Source organism: Cobetia sp. MMG027 (genome assembly GCF_027947415.1).
Classification (GTDB): Bacteria; Pseudomonadota; Gammaproteobacteria; order Pseudomonadales; family Halomonadaceae; genus Cobetia; species Cobetia marina.
Genome location: NZ_JAQJIO010000006.1, coordinates 175,940 through 200,108 on the forward strand (window position 1 = coordinate 175,940; position 24,169 = coordinate 200,108).

The window sequence follows — 24,169 nt, forward strand, 5'->3', positions numbered from 1 at the left end:
GCTGACCTCGCCCCACGCGAGGTCCATACGCAGAAACGCCGCACGATGGTGCGGCGTTTCTGCGCATGATCTTCCCATTGATGCCCCAGTGGCGTGCATCCCCCACGACCGAAATCGGCATGGCGAGATCACCTCCGTCTCTCGTCGGCTCAGCTCGGCAACAGGTCTTCCAGCTGCTGCAGTGTCCCTGCCAGCGCCCCGCGATTGCGGGCTACCCGTTCACGCGCCGCCTGCCCTGCCCGTTGGCGCTGCGATTCATCTTCCAGCAGGGTGTTGACGGCCTCGGCCAGCGCCTCGGCATCATCGACGACCTGCAGAGCTCCTTCCGCCGTCATCACCTCGGCGATCTCACTGAAGTTCTCAAGCGATGGGCCACTCAACAGTGGCAGCCCAAGCGCGGCCGGTTCGAGCAGATTATGCCCGCCGATGGGCACCAGGCTGCCGCCGATGAAGGCGACATCGCTCGCCGCATACAGGGCGAGCAGCTCGCCCAGGCTATCGCCGACCAGCACCGACAGACGGCTCTTCTCGAGGCGGCTTTCCGCATGCATGTGGCTGCGACGCAGGCAGGTTTCCCCGCGTGACTCACACCAGCTCGCACTCTGTGCGGCGACCGTCTCGAAGCGTTGCGGATGGCGCGGCACCAGCAGCAGCAAGGCATCAGGATGCCGAGCACGCACGGCTGCGTGGGCGTCCAGCATCAGGGCATCTTCCCCCTCGTGTGTCGAGGCGGCGATCCAGACCCGCCGCCCCTGGAACTGCTCGCGCAGTCCCTTGCCTGCCGCGACGGCCTGTGGCGATATCTCGAGCTCGAACTTGAGTGAACCGACCGTCTTCCCCCGAGCCGCAGGAAGCCCAAGCGCGATGAAACGCTCGAGATCTTCCGGCGCCTTGGCCGTCAGCGCGCTCACCTGCGACAACGTCTCGCGCATCAAGGCCCCGACCTTGCGGTAGCGTGTGAAGGCGCGCGGTGACAGCCGCGCATTGACCACGCTCACGGGTATCCTCTGGCGCGCACAGCTTGCGATCAGATTCGGCCACAGCTCGGTTTCCACCAGCACGACCAGGGCCGGCCGCAGGCGAGACACGAAGCGACGTGCGCTGCAGGGAAAGTCCAGTGGCAGATAATGATGCCGCGCCGGGGCAAGCTCGGGCGTTCCCTCAGGCGTGTGCAACAGGCGAGCCGCCTGGGCAGCCCCCGTCGCGGTCATGGTGGTCACGATCAGCGGGCGGAGGGGATAGCGGCGCCGCAGCGCCTCGATGGCGCTGGCCATCATGACCATCTCGCCCAGCGAGGCCGCATGCAGCCAGATGGGGCGCTCGCGGTCCGGCGCGGCGGCAGGCGTGGCAGGGAGGATGCCCAGCCGCTCCAGGCGCGAGTGCCGATCATCGTGTTCGCGCCAGACCCGCTGCCAGATGAGGGGAGACAGCAGGGTCAGTGCGGTGCTGTAGAGGCCACGGGCAAGGCTCACGCCTAGTCCTCGCGATCGAGAATGGTGGCGATCATCGCCGTGGTGGAGACGCCATCCTCGAAACCGAGCACACGCACCTCGCCACCGTTGGCGATCACCGCCTCGCCCCCGGCGATCTCTTCGGGACGATAGTCACCGCCCTTGACCAGCACATCCGGCAGCACGGCCTCGATCAGGCGTGCCGGGGTGTCTTCGCTGAAGGGCACGACCCAGGCGACCGCGCCGAGGCCCGCCAGCACCTGCATGCGACGCAGTACCGGGTTGATCGGACGCGTCGGCCCCTTGAGGCGTGCCACCGAGCCATCGTCATTGACCGCCACGATCAGACGGTCGCCCTGACGTGCCGCCTCCTGCAGGTAGGCCACATGACCGGCATGCAGGATGTCGAAGCAGCCATTGGTCATCACCACGCGCTCGCCGCGTGCCTGAGCGGCCTTCACTGCCGGGATGAGCGCGGACTCCTGGATCACGCCGAATTCCGCCAGCTTGTCACCATGCAGTGCGGTGTAGAGCTCCGCCACCGACAGGGTCGCGGTGCCCGGCTTGGCGACGACGAGGCCTGCGGCCAGATTGGCCAGCATCACGGCTTCCGGGAAGGCATGGCCAGCCGCCAGCGCTAGACCCAGCACGCCGATCACGGTGTCACCGGCACCGGTGACGTCATAGACCTCACGCGCATGCGTCGGCAGATGCAGCGGCTGATGGCCCTCGCGAATCAGGGTCATGCCCTTCTCGCTACGCGTCACCAGCAGAGCTTCCAGCTCGAGCTCAGCACGCAGCGCCTCACCCTTCTCGGCCAGTTCCTCATCGCTGCGGCATGGCCCGACGATGGTCTCGAATTCGGTCAGATTGGGCGTGATGATGCTGGCGCCACGATAGCGCGAGAAATCACTGCCCTTGGGGTCCACCAGCACACGCTTGCCCGCCGCGCGCGCCGCGGCGATCAGCACCTCGACCTGATTCAGCGAGCCCTTGCCGTAGTCGGAGAGAATCATCACGCCGCTGGTGGCCCCCAGCTCGGCCTCGACATGGCGCACCAGCGCGCTGGTATCCACCTCGTGCAGCGGCTCCTCGAAATCAAGGCGCAGCAGCTGCTGATTGCGGCTCATCACGCGCAGCTTGGTGATGGTCGGCACGCTGTCACTGGCCTGGAAGCGCGTGATGACATTGGCGTTTTCCAGTGCGCGGGTCAGGATGGCGGCGTTGTCATCCTGACCGACCACACCGGCGAGAGTGGCATGCGCACCGAGCGATGCGATGTTGAGCGCGACGTTGGCGGCACCGCCCGGGCGGTCTTCACTCTCGCCGACGCGCACCACCGGCACCGGGGCTTCCGGCGAGATGCGTGAGGTGCCACCGTGCCAGTAGCGGTCGAGCATCACATCACCCACGACCAGCAGGCGAGCCTGTTCAAGCGCAGTCAGATCAAGCTTCATCAGGCGTCTCCGCGTGCAGAGGGAAATTCAGAAGAAGAGGTGTCAGTAGACAAGACAGCCGCGACCGGCAGACGTTCGCAACTCTGGCCGCGAATGACGCCATCGGTGTCCGCCAGCAGCTCACCGAGGCGCGCGATGACATCCTCGGCGCGGATCAGGCTCATGGCGTCCTGATGGCGTACGCGCTGGCCCCAGTGGATCTCGTCCATCTGCTTGTGCAGATAGGTTTCCACCGCATCCGGATAGCGATTGACCACCAGATGCTGCCAGCAATAGGGCGCCGCACGCTCGGGGTTGGTGGTGGCGTACAGGCCGATCACCGGTGTATTGAGCGCATTGCCCATATGCACGGGGCCGGAGTCCGGCGCGATCACCGCGACGGCGCGATCGATCAGCGCCAGCAGGCCCTTGAGTGAGGTACCACCGATGGCATCGATGACCGCGCCTTCACTGACCAGCGCCTTGATGCGCGCGCCCATCTCGCGTTCCTGCGGGCTGCCGCCGCCGGTCATCACGCTGCGGATGCCGTATTGCTGCCAGGCATGATCGACGACCGCCGCATAGCCCTCGGCCGACCAGTTGCGGAAGTTGCGCAGGCGCGGATTGGCACACGGACTGATGACCAGATAGGGCGCTTCACCGGTCACGCGCGCCGCCTCACCATAGGCCTCGGGCGGCACATCGAGACGCCAGTCGAGCCGGCAGTCCTCGACACCCAGGGCACGTGCGAAGTCCATGAACGACTCCAGCACGTGAGCGCGCTCGCGCGGGGCCAGCTGATGGGAGGTAAAGAGGTACTGCCAGTCCTTGGCGCGCGCACGGTCGTAACCGATGCGCACTCGGGCCTTGAGGCCCAACGACAGGGCGCTGGCCCGCAGCGCCTGCTGCATGTGCAACAGCACATCGAAGTGCGTGTCCTTGAGCTGACGCCAGATGGCGCGCATGCCCGCAAGGCCGGTGGACTTGTCGTAGACCACGAACTCGACCCCGGTCAGGCCGGACAGTAGACTGTGCTCCCCCTTGCCGACGATCCAGGTAATGCGGGCCTCAGGCCACTGACGCTGCAAGGCGCGTACCGTTGGCACAAGATTGCAGACATCGCCGAGAGCGGAGAGCCGGAGCACGCAGATATGTGCGGGCTGGGCAGGGAGAGGATGCTTCATGCGGATGGCAGTTTTCCGAAATGAGAATGCCCACATTCTATATGATGGCGAAACAGCGCCACAAATGACGCCGGACTGGTTCATGCCATCGTTCTGGCGCGAACACGGCGCCGTGACCGGCGAAGCACCGGGGCGCGGGGCGAGTCTGTTCCTCGATGTCTGTCGTTTGCCCGCTGAGCTGCACCCCGTCCATGCCACTGGCGCCCCGGCTCAACGCTGGGCGCTGCGCCCCTATCGACGTGGTGGTCTGATCGCGAAGATCGCTCGTCAGCGCTACCTCTACACCGGCCTTGAGCGCACCCGCGCCTTCGCCGAGCTGCGCCTGACGGAAATGCTGCATCGCCAGGGGCTGCCGGTGCCAGAGCCGGTCGGCGCCTGCGTATGGCGGCATGGCCTGAGCTACGAGGCCGCCCTGATCACGGTACTGATTCCCGGCGCGCGCGCCTTCGCCGATGATCTGATCGCCCTCGAAGCACAGCGCCTGCCTGCCGGGGCCGAGCTGCCTGAATCCCTGCTGGCAGTGCTGGAGACGACAGGTCGCGCCATTCGCGCCGTACATGACGCCGGGCTCGAGCATGTCGATCTCAACGCACGCAACCTGCTGGTCGATGAAGGCGGACGCGTCTACGTGATCGATCTCGATCGCTGCCAGCTGCATGACGAGGCTCCCGCCGACGCACGCTGGCGCGAGAACAACCTCTCACGCCTGGGGCGCTCGCTGGCGCGCTTCACGCCGACACATCATGCGGCGTGCCTGGCCGCCATTCGCAGCGCCTATCACGCCTGACGCTTCAGCGTATCGCCCTGCAGGCATCGGTGCCCATGCAGTGTACGATAGCGACATGAATCGTCGGCAGGCGCATCATCCGATTCCCGCCTGCCACTGCGTCCCATCGGCGCCTGTCACACACGTGAGCCAGGCGCTCTCAAGACAGAGACCGTCATGAATCCGAGCGACGAGGCCCCGGCCGTCACCCCGACCGCCCCTCCTTCCGATGGCAAGCTGCGCACCGCCGTGCCCATCACCGGCTGCGTCATCACTCTCAATGAAGCCCACAACATCGAGGATTGCCTGCGCTCGCTGGCCCAGGTCTGCGATGAGCTGATCGTGGTCGATTCCGGCTCCACGGATGCCACCTGCGAGCTGGCGCGCGCCATGGGCGCCGTGGTGATCGACCAGCCCTATCTGGGCGACGGGCCGCAGAAGAACGTCGGACCGAGCCATGCCAGCCACCGCTGGGTGCTGTCACTGGACGCCGATGAACGCCTGACCGACGGCGCCGTCAGCGCCATCCGGGAACTGGCACTCGACAGCACGCCCCACGACGGCTTCGCGCTACGCCGTCGCAACTTCATCGGCTCACGCTGGGTGCGACATGCCGGCTGGTACCCCGATTACTGCCTGCGCCTGTATGACCGCGAGAAGCTCGCCTTCCGCGATTCGCGCCAGCACAGCTCCGTTCAGGCCAGCCACCCCTGCGAGCTGGATGCGGACCTCGAGCATTACAGCTTCGCCAATCTGGGTGAGCTGTTCGTCAAGGCCAGTGGCCGCTTCTCGAATCGCGCCGCCAAGATCATGTATCAGAAGGGAAAACGCGCCAACGCCTTCACGCCCTTCCTGCATGCCAGCAATGCCTTCATGCGCAAGTTCGTCTTCCAGGCCGGCTTCCGCGATGGCGTCGATGGCTTCTCGGTGGCGCTGTCCGCCAGCGTCAATGCCTACCTGAAATACGCCAAGCTGCTGGAATTCCAGCGCGACGCCAAGGTGCGTGAGGCGGAAGACTTCAACAAGGTATGGTGACCATGACCTCTGCTTGTGAGCAGGCGGCGTCGCAAGCTTCGTCTCGGCCGCTGCACGTGCGCCACGTCAATCTGGCCCGCGGCTTTCGCGGCGGTGAGCGCCAGACGCTCAACCTGATCGCGGACCTGGCGCGACGCGCCAGCCCGGGAGAGAACGGCGAGCCTGGTACGCCCATCCGTCAGTCGCTGGTGTGCCTGCAAGGCTCGCCCTTGATCACCGAACTGGCGGCGCTCGAGCTTGCCGTCACGGTGGACGTCATCGAGATCCATGGGCGCTTCAAGGGCCATCTCGGTCAGCCTCGCGCCGATATCGTGCATGCTCACGAAGCCAAGGCCGTACACTGGGCGTGGCTGCATCAGCGCCTCACCGGCACGCCTTATCTGCTGACCCGCCGGGTGCCTCAGCCGGTGAAGGACAAGTGGTTCAATCGTCTGACCTATCGCGCCGCTGCCTGCCGGGTGGCGATTTCCTCGGTGATCGAGTCACACCTGCGTGAGCGCCAGTGGGGGGAGACGGCTCTGATTCCCAGCACCCTCGCCCACCTGCCCAGCAATGAGACAGCCGTGGGCAGACTGCGGGAGCGCTTCGGCAATACGCCCGCCGGGGGTCGCTTCGTCGTCGGGCATGTCGGCGCGCTGGTGGACCGCCACAAGGGCCAGCGAGTGCTGATCGAGGCGGCCCGTCAGCTGCGCGACAGTCACCCGCAGCTGCTGTTCGTCTGCCTGGGCGCGGGAGAGGATGAAGCCGCCTTCAAGGCGGAGAGCACCGATCTGGACAATCTTGTCTGGGAGGGTTTCCACACCAATGTCGGCGACTATCTGGAAGCCTTCGATCTGTTCGCCTTCCCGTCACGCAACGAGGGTCTCGGCTCGATTCTGCTCGACGTGATGGATCACGGCGTCCCGATCATCGCAAGCGAGGTGGATGGCATCCCCGATATCGTGCATGACAATGCCACCGGCGTGCTGGTGCCCACCGACGATGCACAGGCGCTGGCCAGCGCCATCGTGGCACTCGGCGATGACGCACCACGTCGAGAGCGGCTGGTCGCGGGCGCGCGGGCGCATCTGACTCGCTTCACCCCCAGCGCCATGGGCGAGGCCTATCTGGGGCTTTATCAGCGACTGGCACGCTAGACCGCTTTTCGCCTCAGGCATCTATCGCCCAGGTACCTGTCGCCCAAGTACCTGCTGTCACTCGAACAGAGAGAGCGAAAAAAGCCCTGTTTCATGTGAAACATCACGATGAAACAGGGCTTTTTCGTTTTTATAAACAACAGGTTATCGGCTCAACTGCCGGAATTTGCATCCTCGAGTCCACGCAGATCCGGCCACCCCTCATCCACTCCCATCACGGGATAGGTCTTGGGGTCCAGCGGGCCGGGTTCGCTTTCGGGACGACACTCTTGCAGCGCAGCCTGCAGACGCCGCAGAGCCTCATCACCTTCGGCACCGGCGGTCACCTTGTCCCAGAACTCACGATGTACCGCCTTGATGACGACAGGCACGCGGGGCACTCCCACCTGCTGCGCCATCGCCAGGCGATGCAGGCCACGGTTGATCTTGAGCAGACGGCCATCACGCGTCACCGCGACGCCCATCTCATCCTTGGTGATGCCCTGGCGGAAGCCATTGGCGGCCATGTCCTGCAGATAACCGCGATAACAGCGCAGGTAACCGAGAATCTGTTCCTCACTGTCCATCAGCAGGCCATCACGCGGCGATGCCCAGGGCTTGCCCGCCTCCAGCAAGGCCTTGAGCTGCTGATAACGCTCGGTCACCGTCAGGTCATCACCATGCTCGATCAGGTCACGCATCAGGCGCGAGCGTGAGCCGAAGCGGAAGGCGCCACGCCGCAGGTCCCAGTCGCCGTCCCAGATGAAGGCGTTGGAGGAAGGCCGCTTGCGCTTGTCACGCCCGAAGTTGACGTCGCGCACCAGTTCACGCGGATTGATCCACAGTGTCAGCGCCTCTGGTCCCATCACGTCTTCCACGGCATGTCGCGGCAAGCCACGCTGCTCAAGCCCCTGATGGCGCGAGCGATGCCGGCACCAGCGCACCAGCCATGCCCGGCTGAACGGCAGTACCAGGTGCTGCTCACACCAGGCACGCCACGCCTCGATACGCTGTGCACGCGTCATCGCCCCGCGCATCCGCGGATGGATCAGATCATCCGTCGTACGATTCTTCGGCAAGCTCACCGCTCATCCTCATCCAGCGCGATCGCCGTCAGCAATCGCTCAGGCGCGATGTGATTCAGGCAGTTGGTATGCCCCAACGGACAGACGCGCTTGAAACACGGTGAGCACTCCAGCGCCAGCCAGTGAATCTCGCGATTGGCCGTCAGCGGTGGCGTGTAATGTGGTGACGAGGAGCCGTAGATGCCCTGGATACGGGCCCCTACCGCAGCCGCCACATGCATCAGGCCAGAATCATTGCTGACCACTTCCCGACACTCGGCGATCAGATCCACCGCATCCGCCAGTCGCGTCTTGCCACACAGGTTGTGGACGCCGGCCAGCCCCTGGGCAATCTCCTCACCGGCCGCCACATCCTTGGGACCGCCAAAGATACGCACCTCCGCCCCGGCCTGCGTCAGTGACTCGGCAAGCTCGCGAAAGTGCGCCAGTGGCCACTGCTTGGCCGGCCCGTATTCCGCGCCCGGCATCATGCCGATGATGGGGGCCGGTGGCGCACTCAGGCCCAGCGCCTCGCGCAGACGCCGCTGATTGGCGCTGTCGGTGACGAGACAGGGTTCGGGGATGCGCTGCGGCGGGTTGGACTCGTCCAGCGGCAGGCCCAGTGAGGTGAAGCGCTTGACGGTCTGATCGAGAATCGACTTGTCGAGCTTGCGGCACTCGGTGAGCAGGCCGTGGCGCTGCTCACCGGTGAAGCCGACCCGCACTGGAATACGCGCGAAGAATGGCACCAGCGCCGACTTCCAGGAGCGCGGCAGCACGATGGCGCGATCGAAACGCCCGCGCAGCGAGCGCCCCAGTCGCCAGCGCGCCTTGAGGGCGAAGTCGCCATGCCCCGCCGGCAGTGCCAGCGCTTCCTCGACCTCGGGCATGCGCTCGATGATCGGTTGCGACCAGGCGGGCGCCAGCACACTGATCCGGCAGCCGGGCGAGCGCTGCTTCAACGTCATGAACAGGCTCTGCGCCATCACCATGTCGCCGACCCAGCTGGGCCCGACCACCAGAATGCGCTCACTCATGCCTTGCTCCTCTTCACGGCCAACCCTCTTTGCGGATGCGCTTGCCCTGCCCCATCGCACTTGCGATGCAGGCGCCCATGCTCATTCCACACGCGCTTACCCTCAGTCCACACGAGCTCAGTCCACACGAGCTCAGTCCACACGTGCTCAGACTCAGCGATTCAGCCATTCGAGATAGGCGCGGGTGCCCTGGGCAACGGTCTTGAACTCGACGTTGCAGCCGGCCTTGCGCAGCTTGCCGATGTCGGCACGCGTGAAGCTCTGGTAGCGGCCCTTGAGGTTTTCCGGGAAGTCGATGTACTCGATCTCGCCCTTCTCGTAGTACTCGATGACGGTCTCGGCGATCGCCTTGAACGGCTCGGCACGGCCGGTACCCAGGTTGAAGATGCCGGAGGCTTCCGGGTGATCGAGGAACCACAGATTGACGTCGACCACATCACCGACGTAGACGAAGTCACGGCTCTGCATGCCGGCTTCATAGCCATCGTAGGCGCCGAACAGCTTCGGGTTCTCGCCCGCCTTCACCTGGGTGTGATGGTGGTAGGCGACGCTGGCCATCTTGCCCTTGTGCTGCTCACGCGGGCCATAGACATTGAAATAGCGGAAGCCGACCACCTGGGTGGTCAGGCTGTCCCAACGCTGGCGCACGTGCTGGTCAAACAGCAGCTTGGAGTAGCCGTAGACGTTGAGCGGCCCTTCGAACTCCGGTGTTTCCTTGAAGACCTGGCTGTCGCCGTAGGTCGCCGCGGAGCTCGCGTAGAGGAAGGGAATCTGATTCGCCTCACAGAAGTTGAGCAGCACCTTGGAGTACTCGAAGTTGTTCTCGAGCATGAACTGGCCGTCCCACTCGGTGGTATCGGAGCAGGCGCCCTCGTGGAAGATCGCCTCGATCTTCGGCAGCTCGGCATACTCACCCATCAGGCTCGACTGGACGCGAATCAGGAAATCGTCCTTGTCGAGATAGTCGGCAATGGTCAGATCCGCCAGATTGACGAACTTGGTGCCGTCACTCAGGTCATCCACCACCAGGATATCGGTACGGCCGCGATCATTGAGTGCCTTGACGATATTGGCACCGATGAAGCCGGCGCCTCCGGTAACGACGATCATTTGAGCTCCCAGAGCCTCTCAGAGGCTTGTAGGCAATACGCGCGTGCAGGGACGCGACGCATCAGAATTTGGAAATGGCACGCACTCGGTTACGTCTGCGGCCTATAACCCGATAAGCGGGGATTGTATACTTGGCAGTTCTCGAATTCATGGGCCAACGGGCTTCACCAATGACACAGCCAGACGTGAAAACCTTCCAGGGCCTGATTCTGGCCCTGCAGCAATACTGGGCCGAACAGGGTTGCATCATCCTGCAGCCATTGGATATGGAGGTTGGCGCGGGGACTTTCCACCCGGCGACCTTCCTGCGCTCCATCGGTCCTGAAACCTGGAACGCTGCGTATGTGCAGCCTTCCCGCCGTCCCACCGACGGCCGCTACGGCGAAAATCCCAATCGCCTGCAGCACTACTACCAGTTCCAGGTGGTGATGAAGCCGTCACCGGCCAACCTGCAGGAGCTCTATCTGGGCTCGCTGGAGCGTCTGGGCATTGACCCGCTGGTCCACGACATCCGCTTCGTCGAGGACAACTGGGAATCCCCGACGCTGGGCGCTTGGGGACTTGGCTGGGAAATGTGGCTCAACGGCATGGAAGTGACCCAGTTCACCTACTTCCAGCAGGCAGGCGGCATCGAGTGCTTCCCGGTCACCGGCGAGCTGACGTACGGTCTCGAGCGCATCGCGATGTACCTCCAGGACGTGGACAGCGTCTACGACCTGATCTGGACCACCGCACCGGACGGCTCCGTGGTCACCTACGGCGATGTCTTCCTGCAGAACGAGAAGGAGCAGTCCGCCTACAACTTCGAGCACGCTGCCGTGCCGGAGCTGTTCGCTGCCTTCGATCACTGCGAGAGCGAATGTCAGAAGCTGCTGGCGGCCAACCTGCCGCTGCCGGCCTATGAGCAGGTGCTGAAGGCCTCCCACACCTTCAACCTGCTGGATGCGCGTCACGCCATCTCCGTCACCGAGCGTCAGCGTTACATCCTGCGCGTGCGCACCCTCGCCCGCGACGTGGCCCACGCCTATTACGACTCGCGCAAGGCCGCTGGCTTCCCGCTGGCACCACAGGCACTGCGTGACGAGCTGCTCGCCGCCGATGACACCACTACCGAGGGAGACGCGTCAGCATGACCTCCGTGAATACCCTGCTGATCGAACTGGGCTGCGAAGAACTGCCGCCGGGTGCCATCGATGCCCTCGCCGACGGCCTGGCCAATGGCCTGGCCGATGGCCTGCGTGAGGCCGAAGTCGCCTTCGGTCAGGTCCGCGCCTACGCCACACCACGTCGCCTGGCGGTGATGATCGAGTCGCTGGCCGAGCGTCAACCGGACCGCGAGATCGAGAAGCGTGGCCCGGCCAAGGCTGCGGCCTTCAAGGATGGTGAGCCGACCCGCGCCGTGCAGGGCTTCGCTCGCTCCTGCGGTGTCGAGGTCAGTGATCTGATCGAGCTGGAAACCGACAAGGGCACCTGGCTCGGCTATCGTCATACCCAGCCGGGCGAGCATCTTTCCGCCCTGCTGCCGGCCATGCTGGAACAGGTCGTCGCCCGCCTGCCGGTGCCGAAGAACATGCGCTGGGGTGCCTCACGCATCGAATTCTCTCGTCCGGTGCATTGGCTGGTCGCGCTCTACGGCAGCGAAGTGATCGAGGCCAGCGTGCTGGGCCTCGAGGCAGGCCGCACCACCTTCGGTCATCGCTTCCATGCCCCGCAGGCCATCACGCTGGCGCACGCCGAGGACTACCTCGACGCGCTGGAAGATGCCCGCGTGCTGGCCAACCGTGAAGTACGCCGTGAGCGCATCCGCGAACAGGTCCAGGCCGAGGCGGAAGTCTATGGCGCCAATGCCGTCATCGAGGAAGCCCTCCTCAACGAGGTCAACGGTCTCGTGGAATGGCCGGTCGCACTGACGGGCACCTTCGATGAGCGCTTCCTGGAAGTGCCGGCGGAGTGTCTGATCTCCTCCATGAAGGCCAACCAGAAGTACTTCCACCTGCTGGACAACGACGGCAAGCTCAAGCCGGCCTTCATCACCATCTCCAATATCGAGAGCAAGGACCCGCAACAGGTCATCTCCGGTAACGAGAAGGTGATTCGTCCGCGTCTGGGCGATGCCGCCTTCTTCTACGAGACTGACCTGCGCAGCACGCTGGAATCGCGTCGCGAGAAGCTCGAGAGCGTCGTCTTCCAGCAGAAGCTGGGCAGCATGGCCGACAAGGCCCGTCGCAGCGAAGCCGTGGCCCGCCACATCGCGGAACGCATCGGTGCCGATGTCGAGCACGCCGCACGCGCCGCACAGCTGGCCAAGACCGACCTGGTCACCGAGATGGTGCTGGAGTTCCCGGAACTGCAGGGCATCATGGGCCACTACTACGCCCGTCACGATGGCGAAGATGCCACCGTCGCGCGTGCGCTGGAAGAACAGTATCTGCCGCGCTTCGCCGGCGATGCGATTCCCGCGACCAAGGCCGGCATGGCGATCGCCCTGGCGGACCGTCTCGACACCCTGACCGGCATCTTCGGCATCGGTCAGCGTCCGACCGGCGCCAAGGACCCGTTCGCGCTGCGTCGTGCCACCATCGGGGTGCTCAACATCCTGATCAAGGGCGAACTGGACCTCGACCTGCGCGAGCTGCTGACCGTCAGCGCCGAGCAGCATCGTGACCTGCCCAAGGCCGAAGGACTGGTCGAGGACGTGCTCGAGTACATGCTCGATCGCTTCCGCGCCTGGGCCAATGACGAGGGCATGGGTGCCGAACTGTACCTGGCCGTGCGTACCCTGAAGATCAGCAACCCGCTGGACTTCGCGCGTCGTCTGCGTGCCGTGCACGCCTTCGGCGAACGCCCGGAAGCCGCCGCTCTGGCAGCCGCCAACAAGCGCGTCTCCAACATCCTCGCCAAGGCCGAGCACGATGGCCGCACCGAGGTGGACACGAGCCTGTTGAGTGAGCCGGCCGAGCAGGCACTGGCAGAGGCCCTCAAGGCACGTGGCGCGGAAGTGGCACCGCTGTTCGCGGCGGCACGCTACCAGGAAGCCCTCGATACGCTGGCCAGCCTGCGCGAGCCGGTCGATGCCTTCTTCGATCAGGTCATGGTCAACGCCGACGATGCCGCCGTGCGCGCCAATCGCCTGGCGATGCTGGCCAGTCTGCAAGGCCTGTTCATGGGTGTGGCCGACATCAGCCTGCTGACCCAATAAGGGCTGCCGGCCCACGGTGTCCCCGACATCGGTAAATGGCAGTCTCTGCAAAAGAACCCCGCCACGGCGGGGTTCTTTTGCATCCAGCCTCCTCGAAATGACGTATTGCGTGACAGGATTACACGCAATGTGGCCGCGATGTCACAAATTCTGCCTTGATCCCCTACCTAGGTCGCACTAGAATCCAGTATAGAAACAGTGTTCGAAAAGCGTGGCAGCCTGTCGCACCCACGCTCTTCGGTCACTCGGCGCCATTTGCCCAATCCCCGTGCGAGCGTCATCTTGTGACTTGGCTCACAATTTCCCAGGCAAAGCGGCGACCCCCTGACAAGCAGCCCGGCTGACGCCCCTGACTGCCCTGAGGTGAAGAGTTGACCATGCAAAAACTGATCGTGCTCGACCGTGATGGTGTCATCAATGAAGACTCCGATGCCTTCGTCAAGAATGCCGAGGAGTGGATCGAATACCCCACCTCCATTCAGGCCATCGCTCGCCTGACGCGAGCGGGCTATACCGTAGCCGTCGCGACCAATCAGTCCGGCATCGCTCGCGGCCACTTCGGTCACCGGGAACTCGACCAGATGCACGACAAGATGATGCAGCTGGTGAAGGAAGCCGGTGGCGATATCGCCCACATCGCCTACTGCCCGCATGGCCCGGATGATGGCTGTGATTGCCGCAAACCGGAACCCGGCCTGCTGCACCAGATTCAGGACGCTCTGCAGATTCCGGACTTCGAAGGCGCCTGGATGCTGGGCGACAGTCTGCGCGATCTGGTCGCTGGCCAGAAGGCCGGCTGTCGCGCCGCGCTGGTGATGACCGGCAAGGGCCAGAAGACACTGGCCGATGGCGAGGGCCTCAAGGACGTGCTGGTGGTCGCCAACCTGGCCGACTTCACCAACCGCCTGCTGGATGGCGAGCTCAACCACGCCATGTCGGATGGTGAGCCGGGAAAGTCCCAGCGCCGCTGCGTGAGCTGTGAAGCCGCTGCCGAGAGCTATCTGTGAGACACACATGCCGCGCGCACTCCCTGCGCCGGCATGTGCTTGCCCCTCTATTCAATAGCGGCGATATGCTACCCTTCAGACATGAATCCGGGCAGGCAACGGCCTGCCCATCTCACTCCCTCATGCTGGAGGCCTCGTATGCCACTGCTGGATAGCTTCACAGTCGACCACACCATCATGAAAGCCCCTGCCGTGCGCGTGGCCAAGAAGATGGGAACCCCCAAGGGCGACAACATCACCGTCTTTGATCTGCGTTTCTGCGTGCCGAATGAAGAGATTCTCTCCGAGAAGGGCATTCACACGCTGGAACATCTGTTCGCCGGCTTCATGCGCGAGCACCTCAATGGTGATGGCGTCGAGATCATCGACATCTCGCCGATGGGTTGCCGTACCGGCTTCTACATGAGCCTGATCGGCGAGCCGGACGAAGCCCGGGTTGCCGCTGCCTGGTCTGCCGCCATGCAGGACGTGTTGAACGTCGCACGCCAGGAAGAGATTCCGGAGCTCAACGTCTATCAGTGCGGTACTGCACAGATGCATTCTCTGGAAGAAGCCAAGCAGATCGCCAGCAACATCCTGTCACGCGATATCGGCATCAATCGCAATGATGAGCTGAAGCTGGACGAAGGCTTCCTCAATCAGGCGCATTGAGTCTTGAAACACCAAGCCTTGAGGCACCGGACTTGATCAGCCTGTCGAGTGCGCCGGGTCCTTGAACGAAAAAGCCCGCTATCTGACCTGATCAGATAGCGGGCTTTTTTCATGCCGCAACATCCCGAGCGAGTGACGCGAATGCCCGATTCCAACAGCCATGCCTTTGATTTCACGACTTTCCTGGCAGACAAGGAAGCGTGGTCAGCACCGAATGAACTCGTCCCCTACCGCTGTCGCGATGGCAGCAGCCTGGGCTGTCGTCACTACCACCCGACGCGGATTCCAGCGAGCACGACACACCTCATCCTGCTGCATGGTTCCAGTGCTGACAGTCGCTACCTCGCCTCACTGGCAACGCATCTGGCCACTGAGGGGTATCACGTCCACACGCCTGACTTGCGTGGCCATGGCCCGACGCCTGCCCGGCGCGGCGATATCGATCACCCGCTGCAGCTCGAGGAGGATCTTGAAGATCTGATCCGCTCACTGGATCTCCCCGCTGACGCCAGCCTGTGGATCGCCGGGCACTCTGCGGGAGGCGGCCTGGCACTGCGTTTCGCGGCATCCGCTCTGGAAAACGGACTTGCCGGCATCCCGCTGGCTGGCCTCATTCTGCTGGCTCCCTATCTGGATCACCTCGCTCCCAACATGCGTCGCGATTCCCGCTGGGCACAACCGCGGATAGCACGCATGCTGACATGCATGCTCTTGAACAAGCTGTCCATCCATCGCCTGGATCATCTCGAGGTACTCACCTTCAACATTCCCGCTGAATATCGCGATGCCAACACCACGAGCGCTTACTCCTGGCGCTTGATGACAGGCCTCAATCCTCGCCATTACCAACGAGATCTCGAGACTCTGTCACGGCATCACGTGCCCTTGCTGGCATTGATCGGTGATCAGGATGAGGCGTTTCACGCCGACCGACTCGAGGAATGCCTGCAGCCGCAACATCCCGCTGCGCACGTCACGATACTCGAGGACGTGGATCATCTGGGGCTGGCGACGGCAACCGTCACGGCAGAGCGTATCGCTGAATGGCTGACAAGCGATCCGGCAGCCTGAGACGGCCCCGTGCCTCATTCTGTCATCCCCCTCTTCCCTTTCTCATTTCTCCTTTGTGTCGCCTTCTGCACGCTCCAGCTCTGGCAGCAAGGCATAAAAAAAGCCCTGATCAAGGATCAGGGCTTTTTTTCAGCTGGCGACGATCACGACATCAGACGTCGAGATTGGCCACCAGGGCGAAGCGCTCGATGAAGTCACGACGCGGCTCGACCTCATCTCCCATCAGGGTGTTGAACATCTGATCGGCACCGATCGCGTCTTCGACCGTCACACGTAGCATGCGGCGTGATTCCGGATCCATGGTGGTTTCCCACAACTGGTCCGGATTCATTTCTCCCAGCCCCTTGTAGCGCTGGATGCTGAAGCCACGCGCCGCTTCCTTCATCAGCCAGTCAAGTGCCTCGTAGAAGGTGACGACCTCCTTCTTGCGCTCACCGCGTGAGACGTAGCTGCCCGCCTCCAGCAAGCCCTCCAGCATGGAGCCCAGCTCGCTGATCTCACGGTAGTCCGCGGACTTGAAGAAATCGACGTCCCACAGATAGTCACTGCTGACACCGTGCGCCGTCAGTGTGACTGCCGGCAGATAGAGGTTGCGCTCACTGTCATGGCTGAGGCTGAAGCTGTAGTGCGGGCCGCCCTCATAGGCGATCAGGTCATCCATTTCCTTCTGGAGACCATCGATCCAGCCCTGCACCATGGCTTCATCCTTCAGTGCCGACTCATCCAGATGCGGGGCATGCACGATCTTGCGCAGCACGGCAGACGGATAGACGCGCGCCAGACGATCGATACGCTTCATCACGCCGCGATACTGATTGACCAGTGCTTCGAGCTGAGCGCCAGCGATACCCGGCGCATCGGCATTGACGTGCAGCTTGCCGCCGTCCAGCGCCGTGGCTGTCAGGTAATCCTGAAGCGCCTGCTCATCCTTCAGATACTGCTCGTGCTTGCCACGCTTGATCTTGTAGAGCGGTGGCTGCGCGATGAAGATATGACCACGCTCGATCAGCTCCGGCATCTGACGGAAGAAGAAGGTCAACAGCAGCGTACGAATGTGCGAACCATCGACGTCAGCATCCGTCATGATGATCACGGAGTGATAACGCAGCTTGTCAGGATTGAACTCCTCCCGACCAATACCGCAGCCCAGCGCCGTGATCAGCGTGCCGACTTCTGCAGATGACAGCATCTTGTCGAAGCGCGCCTTCTCGACGTTGAGAATCTTGCCCTTCAGCGGCAGGATCGCTTGGGTACGACGATCACGACCCTGCTTGGCGGAACCGCCGGCAGAATCACCCTCGACCAGATACAGTTCGGAAAGACTCGGGTCCTTCTCCTGGCAATCAGCCAGCTTGCCCGGCAGCCCCGCGATATCCAGTGCGCCCTTGCGACGCGTCATGTCACGCGCCTTGCGGGCCGCTTCACGCGCACGTGCCGCATCCAGCATCTTGTTGACGATGGCCTTGGCTTCGTTGGGCTTCTCGATCAGGTACTCGGAGAACAGACGGCCCATTTCCTGCTCGACCGCTGTCTTGACCTCGGAGGACACCAGCTTGTCCTTGGTCTGCGAGGAGAACTTCGGATCCGGCACCTTGACCGAGATGATCGCGGTCAGGCCTTCACGGGCATCATCCCCGGTGGTGCCGACCTTGGACTTCTTGAGCAGTCCTTCCGCCTCGATGTAGCTGTTGAGGGTACGGGTCAAGGCTGCACGGAAGCCCGCCAGGTGAGTTCCGCCATCCCGCTGAGGGATATTGTTGGTGTAGCAGAAGATGTTCTCGGAGAAAGCATCATTCCACTGCATCGCCACCTCGACACCGATACCGTCCTCGCGCTCCATTTCAAAATGGAACACCGGATTCAAGGCTGCCTTGTTGGTGTTGAGATGATCCACGAACGCCTTGAGACCGCCCTCATAGTGGAAGAGCTCTTCCTTGCCGCTACGCTCGTCGATCAGACGAATCGCCACACCTGAATTCAGGAAGGAGAGTTCCCGCAGACGCTTGGCCAGAATCTCGTAGTGAAACGCGATGTTGCCGAACGTCAGCGGTGAGGGCTTGAAGCGCACCAGGGTGCCGGACTTCTCGGTGTTGCCGACCACTGCCAACGGGGCCTCTGGCACGCCGTGACGATAGATCTGCTCATGGACCTTGCCCTGACGCCAGATGGTCAGCTTCAGCTCTTCGGACAGCGCGTTGACGACGGATACGCCAACGCCATGCAGGCCGCCGGAGACCTTGTAGGAGTTGTCATCGAACTTACCACCAGCATGCAGCACCGTCATGATGACCTCAGCTGCGCTGACGCCCTCTTCCTCATGAATCTCGGTCGGCACGCCACGGCCGTTGTCGCTGACGGAGACCGACTCATCGGCGTGGATGACCACGCGGACTTCGCTACAGTGCCCTGCCAGCGCCTCGTCGATGGAATTATCCACCAGCTCGAACACCATGTGATGCAGCCCCGTGCCATCATCGGTATCGCCGATGTACATCCCGGGGCGCTTGCGTACGGCATCCAGGCCCTTGAGGACCTTGATGCTCGATGAGTCGTAAGCCTGTTCGCTCATTGGCTTCTCCGTCGTGAAGTCATTCCGTGTGCAGTCGCCCGTGTTCCACGTGAAACATTCTGACATCCGTGCCCGGCAGCCAGACCCGATCCAATGCTTCGGGTTCGACACAGGTCACGAAGACCTGACACTCGAGGCTGGCCAGCAACTGGCAGAAGAGTCGGCGATGTTCGCCATCCAGTTCTGCCGGCAGGTCGTCGATCAGATAAACACAGGTACGTCCGTTCATTTCCTCAAGCAACCGCCCCTGGGCCAGCTTGAGTGCGCTGACGACCAATTTCTGCTGGCCACGGGACAGCACCTCTACCGCAGGGCGGCGCCCGAGACGAATGCGTAGATCAGCGCGCTGCGGTCCGGTCTGGGTAAACCCCATGTAGCTATCGCTGTCACGCCCTGCTGCCAGCACCTCTCCTAGAGAGCGCTTCGCATCCCAGCCACGTTGATAACGCAGACTGAGATCCGGCAGCTCGATCAGCTCAGCGAGAGTTGCCTGAAACAGGGGGGCCAACGCTTGCATATATTCCATGCGCAGGGCATCGAGACGCTCACTCCAATGAGCAAACTCACGATCCCAGACGTTCAATGCCTGAACGTCCATCTTACCATGTCTGAGTAACGCGTTCCGATGTTTGAGCGCACGGCGAACCCGCTGCCAGACATCGAAGAAATCATGTTTCACGTGAAACACGCCCCAATCGAGAAACTCGCGGCGTGCCGATGGCGAGCCTTCCAGCAGCCGGAATGCATCCGGATTGATCAGCTGCAAGGGAAGCGCCTGCGCCAGCTGCGCCACACGCTCGACCTTCTCTCCATCCAGTCGCATCTCGAGGCCATCTGCAGCCTGCTCACGGCGCACTCCCAGCGGGCGAGGGGGATCCCCTGCCAACCGACCGAACAGCGTCATGCCGGGCATATCGTGCGCGATGGCATGCTTCAGCTTGTGGGTGCGGAAGGAACGTGCCAGTCCCAGCACATGCACACCCTCCAGCAGGCTCGATTTCCCGCTGCCGTTGGCGCCGCTCACCAGGTTGACCCTCGGACCCGGCGCGATATCGACAGGCGCAAGGTTACGCAGGTTCTGGAATTGCAGACGTTCAAGCGCCATGGCGACCTCAGTCAGGACAAATGAAGAAAACGAAGACGATATGCACGTTCAGCCTGTGATCGACACGATGCTTGCCGTGCCATCATCTCTTGGCCCTGAATGTGACGACACCCGCCACCTCACGGGAGAGGATGGCGGGTGTCGTCGGTCATGTGTTGAAGAAACTCGCGAAGACTTTGCGATAATTACGAATCAAGCACATGATTTTTAACGATTTTACACTATTACAGACGCATCGGCATGACTACGTAACGCGCATCACCGCCGCCCGGCTCTTCCAGCAGTGCAGAGCTGTTGGCATCGGAAAGCGTCAACTGGACACGATCCGAATCCAGCACGCCCAGAACGTCGATCAGGTAGCCGACATTGAAGCCGATCTCCAGACCACCGCCTTGATAATCCAGTGCGATGTTCTCTTCGGCTTCTTCCTGCTCCGGGTTGTTGGCCAGCACGCGCAGATTGCCGGCCTCCAGGTACAGGCGGACACCACGATACTTCTCGTTGGAAAGAATCGCGGTACGTGACAGTACCTGCCGCAGTTCGGCACGCTCCGCCACGATGACCTTGTCACCGCCACGCGGCACTACACGCTCGTAATCCGGGAACTTGCCGTCTACCAGCTTGGAAGTGAAGGTGAAGTCGCCGGTCTGCGCCCGGACGTGAGTCCCGCTGACGGTGAGCGTCAGCGGCTCATTGCTGCCGTCCAGCAGACGCGTCAGTTCCAGAATGCCCTTGCGGGGAATGATCAGCTTCTGGGACTCGGCAACACTGATGTCAGCGGCCTGCTCACATACCGCCAGGCGGTGTCCATCAGTGGCCACGGTGCGCACCAGATTGCTGGTCAGTTCCAGCAGCATGCCGTTGAGATAATAACGGACATCCTGCTGCGCCATGGCAAAGGAAGTGGCATCGATCAGATGCTTGAGCGTGCCGCGCGGCAGGCTGATGGTGATATCACCCTGACCATCATCGATGTTGGGGAATTCCGCGACCGGCAGCGTCGAGAGCGTGAAGCGTGAACGACCACTGCGCAGGATGGCACGGCCTTCCTCGAGCGCCAGGATGATCTCGCTGCCTTCCGGCAGCGACTTGCAGATATCCATCAACTTGCGCGCTGGTACCGTCGCGGAACCCGGCTCATCGACACGGCTGGGCTCGACACGCCCGATCAGCTCGACCTCCAGGTCGGTCCCCGTCAATGACAGTTGCTGATCAGACACCTCCAGCAACACGTTGGACAGCACCGGCAGGGTTTGACGACGCTCGACCACACCCGCCACCAGGGACAGCGGGCGCAGCAGGGCTTCACGCGAAATGGCAAATTTCATGGAGACTCCACTCTCTGGAAACGGGAGAAGTGCTTGCCGGTGACCAGCACACACTCATCAAATATTCCGGGCCGTCGCACGACAGGGCCCGGTGCACTAAGCGCCGGACAGGTTGACCTCACCCTCTCGGCGCTGCGTGGCAACTGAATCAGCTGGTCAGAAGACGCAGCAGATTCTTGTAGTCTTCGCGAATGTCGGCGTTCTCTTCGCGCAGTGAGGCCACCTTGCGGCAGGCATGCAGCACTGTCGTGTGGTCGCGTCCACCGAAGGCATCGCCGATTTCCGGCAAGCTGTGATTGGTCAGCTCCTTGGCAAGTGCCATGGCGACCTGACGCGGACGTGCCACCGAGCGCGAGCGACGCTTAGAATGCAGATCGGAAATCTTGATCTTGTAATACTCGGCCACGGTGCGCTGGATATTGTCCACACCCACCTGCTTGTCCTGCAATGCCAGCAGATCCTTCAGGGATTCACGGATGAAGTCCTGGTTGATCGCACGTCCCATGAAATGGGAGTCCGCGATGACCTTTTTCAGGGCACCCTCGAGCTCACGCACGTTGGAACGGATCTTCTGGGCAATGAAGAAGGCCGCATCATGAGGCAGGTCGACCTTCGCCTGGTCCGCCTTCTTCATCAGGATCGCGACACGAGTCTCAAGCTCCGGCGGCTCGATGGCCACTGTCAGCCCCCAACCGAAGCGGGACTTCAGGCGCTCTTCGACACCATTGATCTCCTTCGGATAGCGATCCGAGGTCAGGATCATCTGCTGTCCCCCTTCCAGCAAGGCATTGAAGGTATGGAAGAACTCTTCCTGAGAACGCTCCTTGCCGGCAAAGAACTGGATGTCATCGATCAACAGCGCATCCACCGAGCGGTAGAAACGCTTGAAGTCATTGATGGCATTGAGCTGCAGCGCCTTGACCATGTCAGCCACGAAGCGCTCGGAGTGCAGATAGACCACCTTGGCATTCTCGCCACCCTGCTTGGCCAGATGGTTGCCCACCGCATGCATCAGGTGGGTCTTGCCCAGACCGACGCCACCATAGAGGAACAGCGGGTTGTAGGCGCCACCCGGGTTCTCGGAGACCTGACGGGAGGCGGCACGCGCCAGCTGGTTGGACTTGCCTTCGACGAAGGTTTCGAAGGTGAAGTTCGGATTCAAGCCACTGGAATGCTTGAGGCTGCCTTCTACCTGCACCTGCCGCGCATTGCGACGCGGTGCCGCCTCCTGCGCACCGTCACCCGCCATCTCACGCTCTTCTGCGTAATTGCCACGCGGGGGCGTATGCACTGACGGCGCACGCGGGCTCGGCATCTGGCCGGGCGCAGGGGCCTGAGCGGACACCGATGAAGTCGATGCCCCCTCTGGCCGCGGATTGGAGACCGTGCGGCGGCTTCCCACGCTGAGCTCGACCTTGGGCGGCTTGCCCGGAGCAAGCTCACGCAGAAGCTCATGAATCCGCTTGAGGTACTTGTCATTGACCCAGTCGCGTACGAAGCGATTGGGGGCGAGCAGGCACAGCTCTCCGCCGTCACCTTCCTCAGCCTGCAAGGGACGAACCCAGGTGTTGAACTGCTGTGAATTCAGCTCGTCTTGCAGGGCGTCAAGACATTGTTGCCAAAGTGCGAGCGACACGCGACCTCACATCCAGTGATCAAAGGGGCGGCCATTGTATAGGCCAAGCCACGAGTTATCCACACGACATCGGCAGGGAAATCCACTGTGGACAACCTGGGTATCAAGATTCTTCTGCCATCTGGACATTCTGGGGAGTGATGGAGGCCATCTGGACCGCTGGGGATAAGGCGATACTTATGCACAGTGTCATGCACAGGCTGAACTCAGGTTCTTCACCCTTTATCATCAGGGATATCCTGAGGGCAGTAGATTGAACTTCTTCGACAAAAACAGGTTATCCACAGAATCTTCCCTCCTTTATAGTTATTGTATATTCAGAACTACCTTTCTGTAGCAATGATAGCGAGGGCCTTGCTCGGGAATGCGCTTTCCCTCTCGAGGAGGTGGCGACGCACGCACAGGCAAGGTTATCCACCGGTGCTTTCCTGCCGCGAATCTGTCATTCGCTGGTCGGGCAAGACAGCCCGGGAGGCAGGGGCTATCCCCCGAAAGAGCGGGACCCGATGCACGAGTCGCCGCCCCCCCCTTCGCAAGTCTTCCCCTCGGTCAGCATGAGGCGCAGTTTCTCCTCTCCTTTCTCGACAAGGATTTTTTTGGCCCTGCACACGTGCTCCGTGGCTGGCTCGATAGCCGTGAGAAACGCCAGCTGACGGGCGGCGTGGCACGAATCAGCAGTGAAATGTCGGGAAACGGCTGTGGACAACTTCTCACGCGACATTGCAAGCGACTTGCAGATTCACTAGAATCCCTGCCCCTGACCAATCTGCCCTGTCCTCATGTGGATACAGGGCAACATTCGTTGACCTTTTCCAAACAACCACGTGGGAAGAAGCAGCTATGAAACGCACATTTCAGCCGAGCGTCCTGAAGCGCAAGCGCACACACGGTTTCCGTGCTCGTATGGCGACCAAAGGTGGCCGTGAGGTCATCCAGCGTCGTCGTGCGAAAGGCCGTAAGCGTCTGAGCGCCTGATCGAGGCCCGGATGTCCCGTCAGGGATTTCCCCGGCAGCTTCGCTTGCTGACTGCCGGGGATTACCGGCACGTCTTCGATCACACCACCCTCAAGGTACACGGCAAGGGGCTTCTGGCTCTGGCGTGTCCGAACGACCTGGGACATGCCCGCCTGGGGTTGGTGTTCAGCAAGAAGAACGTGCGCCGTGCCGTAGATCGCAACCGCCTCAAACGTCTGACACGCGAATCCATTCGCCTCCGCCAGCATCGCCTTCCGGCCGTCGACATCGTCGTATTGGCCAAGCGAGGTGTGAACGAGCTGGACAACGAGACACTGCATCGCCAGCTTGACGGCATGTGGGCTCGTCTGGAGAAGGATGCCAGACGTCTGAAAGCGGCCAAGTCAACGCCACCTGCCTGACGCGACACCTCTCCGGTGCGTCCGGCATG

Annotated in this window: 20 protein-coding genes; 10 read left to right on the forward strand and 10 right to left on the reverse strand. The window is 62.4% G+C overall.

The genetic code is table 11. The annotated features are described in order from the left end of the window. Positions 1-149 precede the first annotated feature (149 nt). From waaA to PJK54_RS10015, 3 genes are read right to left on the reverse strand one after another with little or no spacing between them, the layout of a single operon-like run. A complete protein-coding gene (gene waaA, locus PJK54_RS10005) occupies positions 150-1,472 on the reverse strand; it encodes a lipid IV(A) 3-deoxy-D-manno-octulosonic acid transferase (RefSeq protein ID WP_271302742.1) in 1,323 nt (440 codons plus the stop codon). 2 nt (positions 1,473-1,474) lie between these two features. Further along, the gene (hldE, locus tag PJK54_RS10010) at positions 1,475-2,908 is read right to left on the reverse strand and encodes a bifunctional D-glycero-beta-D-manno-heptose-7-phosphate kinase/D-glycero-beta-D-manno-heptose 1-phosphate adenylyltransferase HldE (protein WP_271302743.1); all 1,434 of its coding nucleotides are present in this window, start codon (positions 2,906-2,908) and stop codon (positions 1,475-1,477) included. Continuing rightward, positions 2,908-4,071: a glycosyltransferase family 9 protein gene (locus tag PJK54_RS10015; protein ID WP_271302744.1), complete on the reverse strand. Its 1,164-nt coding sequence runs from the start codon at positions 4,069-4,071 to the stop codon at positions 2,908-2,910. Before PJK54_RS10015 ends, hldE begins: the two co-directional genes overlap by 1 nt. 4 nt (positions 4,072-4,075) lie before the next feature. Here PJK54_RS10015 and PJK54_RS10020 point away from each other — a divergent pair, with 4 nt between their 5' ends. The 3 genes from PJK54_RS10020 (at position 4,076) to PJK54_RS10030 (ending at position 7,008) form a co-directional block, all read left to right on the forward strand. Further along, complete coding sequence (locus PJK54_RS10020) at positions 4,076-4,858, forward strand: 3-deoxy-D-manno-octulosonic acid kinase (RefSeq protein ID WP_333781913.1); 783 nt, start codon at positions 4,076-4,078, stop codon at positions 4,856-4,858. 156 nt (positions 4,859-5,014) lie between these two features. After that, on the forward strand, positions 5,015-5,872 hold the full coding sequence (locus PJK54_RS10025; protein ID WP_136939488.1) for a glycosyltransferase family 2 protein: 858 nt from the start codon (positions 5,015-5,017) through the stop codon (positions 5,870-5,872). 2 nt (positions 5,873-5,874) lie between these two features. Then, positions 5,875-7,008 carry a glycosyltransferase family 4 protein gene (locus PJK54_RS10030; protein ID WP_271302746.1) on the forward strand — a complete coding sequence of 378 codons (1,134 nt, stop codon included), beginning with the start codon at positions 5,875-5,877 and terminating at the stop codon, positions 7,006-7,008. A 152-nt stretch (positions 7,009-7,160) separates the two neighbouring features. Here PJK54_RS10030 and PJK54_RS10035 read toward each other — a convergent pair whose 3' ends face one another. The 3 genes from PJK54_RS10035 to rfaD form a co-directional block, all read right to left on the reverse strand. Then, positions 7,161-8,066 carry a hypothetical protein gene (locus tag PJK54_RS10035; RefSeq protein WP_271302747.1) on the reverse strand — a complete coding sequence of 302 codons (906 nt, stop codon included), beginning with the start codon at positions 8,064-8,066 and terminating at the stop codon, positions 7,161-7,163. A gap of 2 nt (positions 8,067-8,068) precedes the next feature. Then, positions 8,069-9,088 (reverse strand): lipopolysaccharide heptosyltransferase II, encoded by a 1,020-nt coding sequence (waaF, locus tag PJK54_RS10040; protein ID WP_271302748.1) that lies wholly within the window; start codon positions 9,086-9,088, stop codon positions 8,069-8,071. A gap of 153 nt (positions 9,089-9,241) precedes the next feature. After that, positions 9,242-10,198 (reverse strand): ADP-glyceromanno-heptose 6-epimerase, encoded by a 957-nt coding sequence (gene rfaD / locus PJK54_RS10045; protein ID WP_077379721.1) that lies wholly within the window; start codon positions 10,196-10,198, stop codon positions 9,242-9,244. A gap of 170 nt (positions 10,199-10,368) precedes the next feature. Between rfaD and glyQ the strand changes: the two genes are divergently transcribed. From glyQ to PJK54_RS10070, 5 genes are all read left to right on the forward strand, one after another. Further along, entirely contained in the window at positions 10,369-11,331 is a 963-nt protein-coding gene (gene glyQ, locus PJK54_RS10050) for a glycine--tRNA ligase subunit alpha (RefSeq protein ID WP_103751491.1), read from the forward strand. Further along, positions 11,328-13,397, forward strand: coding sequence for a glycine--tRNA ligase subunit beta (glyS, locus tag PJK54_RS10055; protein WP_077379723.1), 2,070 nt, complete (start codon positions 11,328-11,330; stop codon positions 13,395-13,397). The genes glyQ and glyS overlap by 4 nt, the downstream gene beginning before the upstream one ends. 377 nt (positions 13,398-13,774) lie before the next feature. After that, positions 13,775-14,404, forward strand: coding sequence for a D-glycero-beta-D-manno-heptose 1,7-bisphosphate 7-phosphatase (gene gmhB, locus PJK54_RS10060; protein ID WP_084209547.1), 630 nt, complete (start codon positions 13,775-13,777; stop codon positions 14,402-14,404). A 138-nt stretch (positions 14,405-14,542) separates the two neighbouring features. Next, positions 14,543-15,055 carry an S-ribosylhomocysteine lyase gene (luxS, locus tag PJK54_RS10065; protein ID WP_077379728.1) on the forward strand — a complete coding sequence of 171 codons (513 nt, stop codon included), beginning with the start codon at positions 14,543-14,545 and terminating at the stop codon, positions 15,053-15,055. Between the two features lie 141 nt (positions 15,056-15,196). After that, entirely contained in the window at positions 15,197-16,126 is a 930-nt protein-coding gene (locus tag PJK54_RS10070) for an alpha/beta hydrolase (RefSeq protein WP_271302749.1), read from the forward strand. A gap of 151 nt (positions 16,127-16,277) precedes the next feature. Here PJK54_RS10070 and gyrB read toward each other — a convergent pair whose 3' ends face one another. The 4 genes from gyrB to dnaA all read right to left on the reverse strand — a co-directional run bounded on the left by gyrB (position 16,278) and on the right by dnaA (position 22,764). Then, entirely contained in the window at positions 16,278-18,695 is a 2,418-nt protein-coding gene (gene gyrB, locus PJK54_RS10075) for a DNA topoisomerase (ATP-hydrolyzing) subunit B (RefSeq protein WP_084209549.1), read from the reverse strand. Positions 18,696-18,714: 19 nt separating this feature from the next. Further along, entirely contained in the window at positions 18,715-19,800 is a 1,086-nt protein-coding gene (gene recF, locus PJK54_RS10080) for a DNA replication/repair protein RecF (RefSeq protein WP_271302750.1), read from the reverse strand. A 224-nt stretch (positions 19,801-20,024) separates the two neighbouring features. After that, positions 20,025-21,128 (reverse strand): DNA polymerase III subunit beta, encoded by a 1,104-nt coding sequence (dnaN, locus tag PJK54_RS10085; RefSeq protein ID WP_077379736.1) that lies wholly within the window; start codon positions 21,126-21,128, stop codon positions 20,025-20,027. Positions 21,129-21,276: 148 nt separating this feature from the next. Next, positions 21,277-22,764, reverse strand: a complete 1,488-nt coding sequence (dnaA, locus tag PJK54_RS10090) for a chromosomal replication initiator protein DnaA (protein WP_077379738.1) — start codon at positions 22,762-22,764, stop codon at positions 21,277-21,279. 840 nt (positions 22,765-23,604) lie between these two features. Between dnaA and rpmH the strand changes: the two genes are divergently transcribed. Both rpmH and rnpA read left to right on the forward strand, forming a co-directional pair. Next, positions 23,605-23,739: a 50S ribosomal protein L34 gene (rpmH, locus tag PJK54_RS10095; protein ID WP_043331656.1), complete on the forward strand. Its 135-nt coding sequence runs from the start codon at positions 23,605-23,607 to the stop codon at positions 23,737-23,739. An 11-nt stretch (positions 23,740-23,750) separates the two neighbouring features. After that, positions 23,751-24,140: a ribonuclease P protein component gene (rnpA, locus tag PJK54_RS10100; protein ID WP_077379742.1), complete on the forward strand. Its 390-nt coding sequence runs from the start codon at positions 23,751-23,753 to the stop codon at positions 24,138-24,140. Positions 24,141-24,169: the final 29 nt, after the last annotated feature.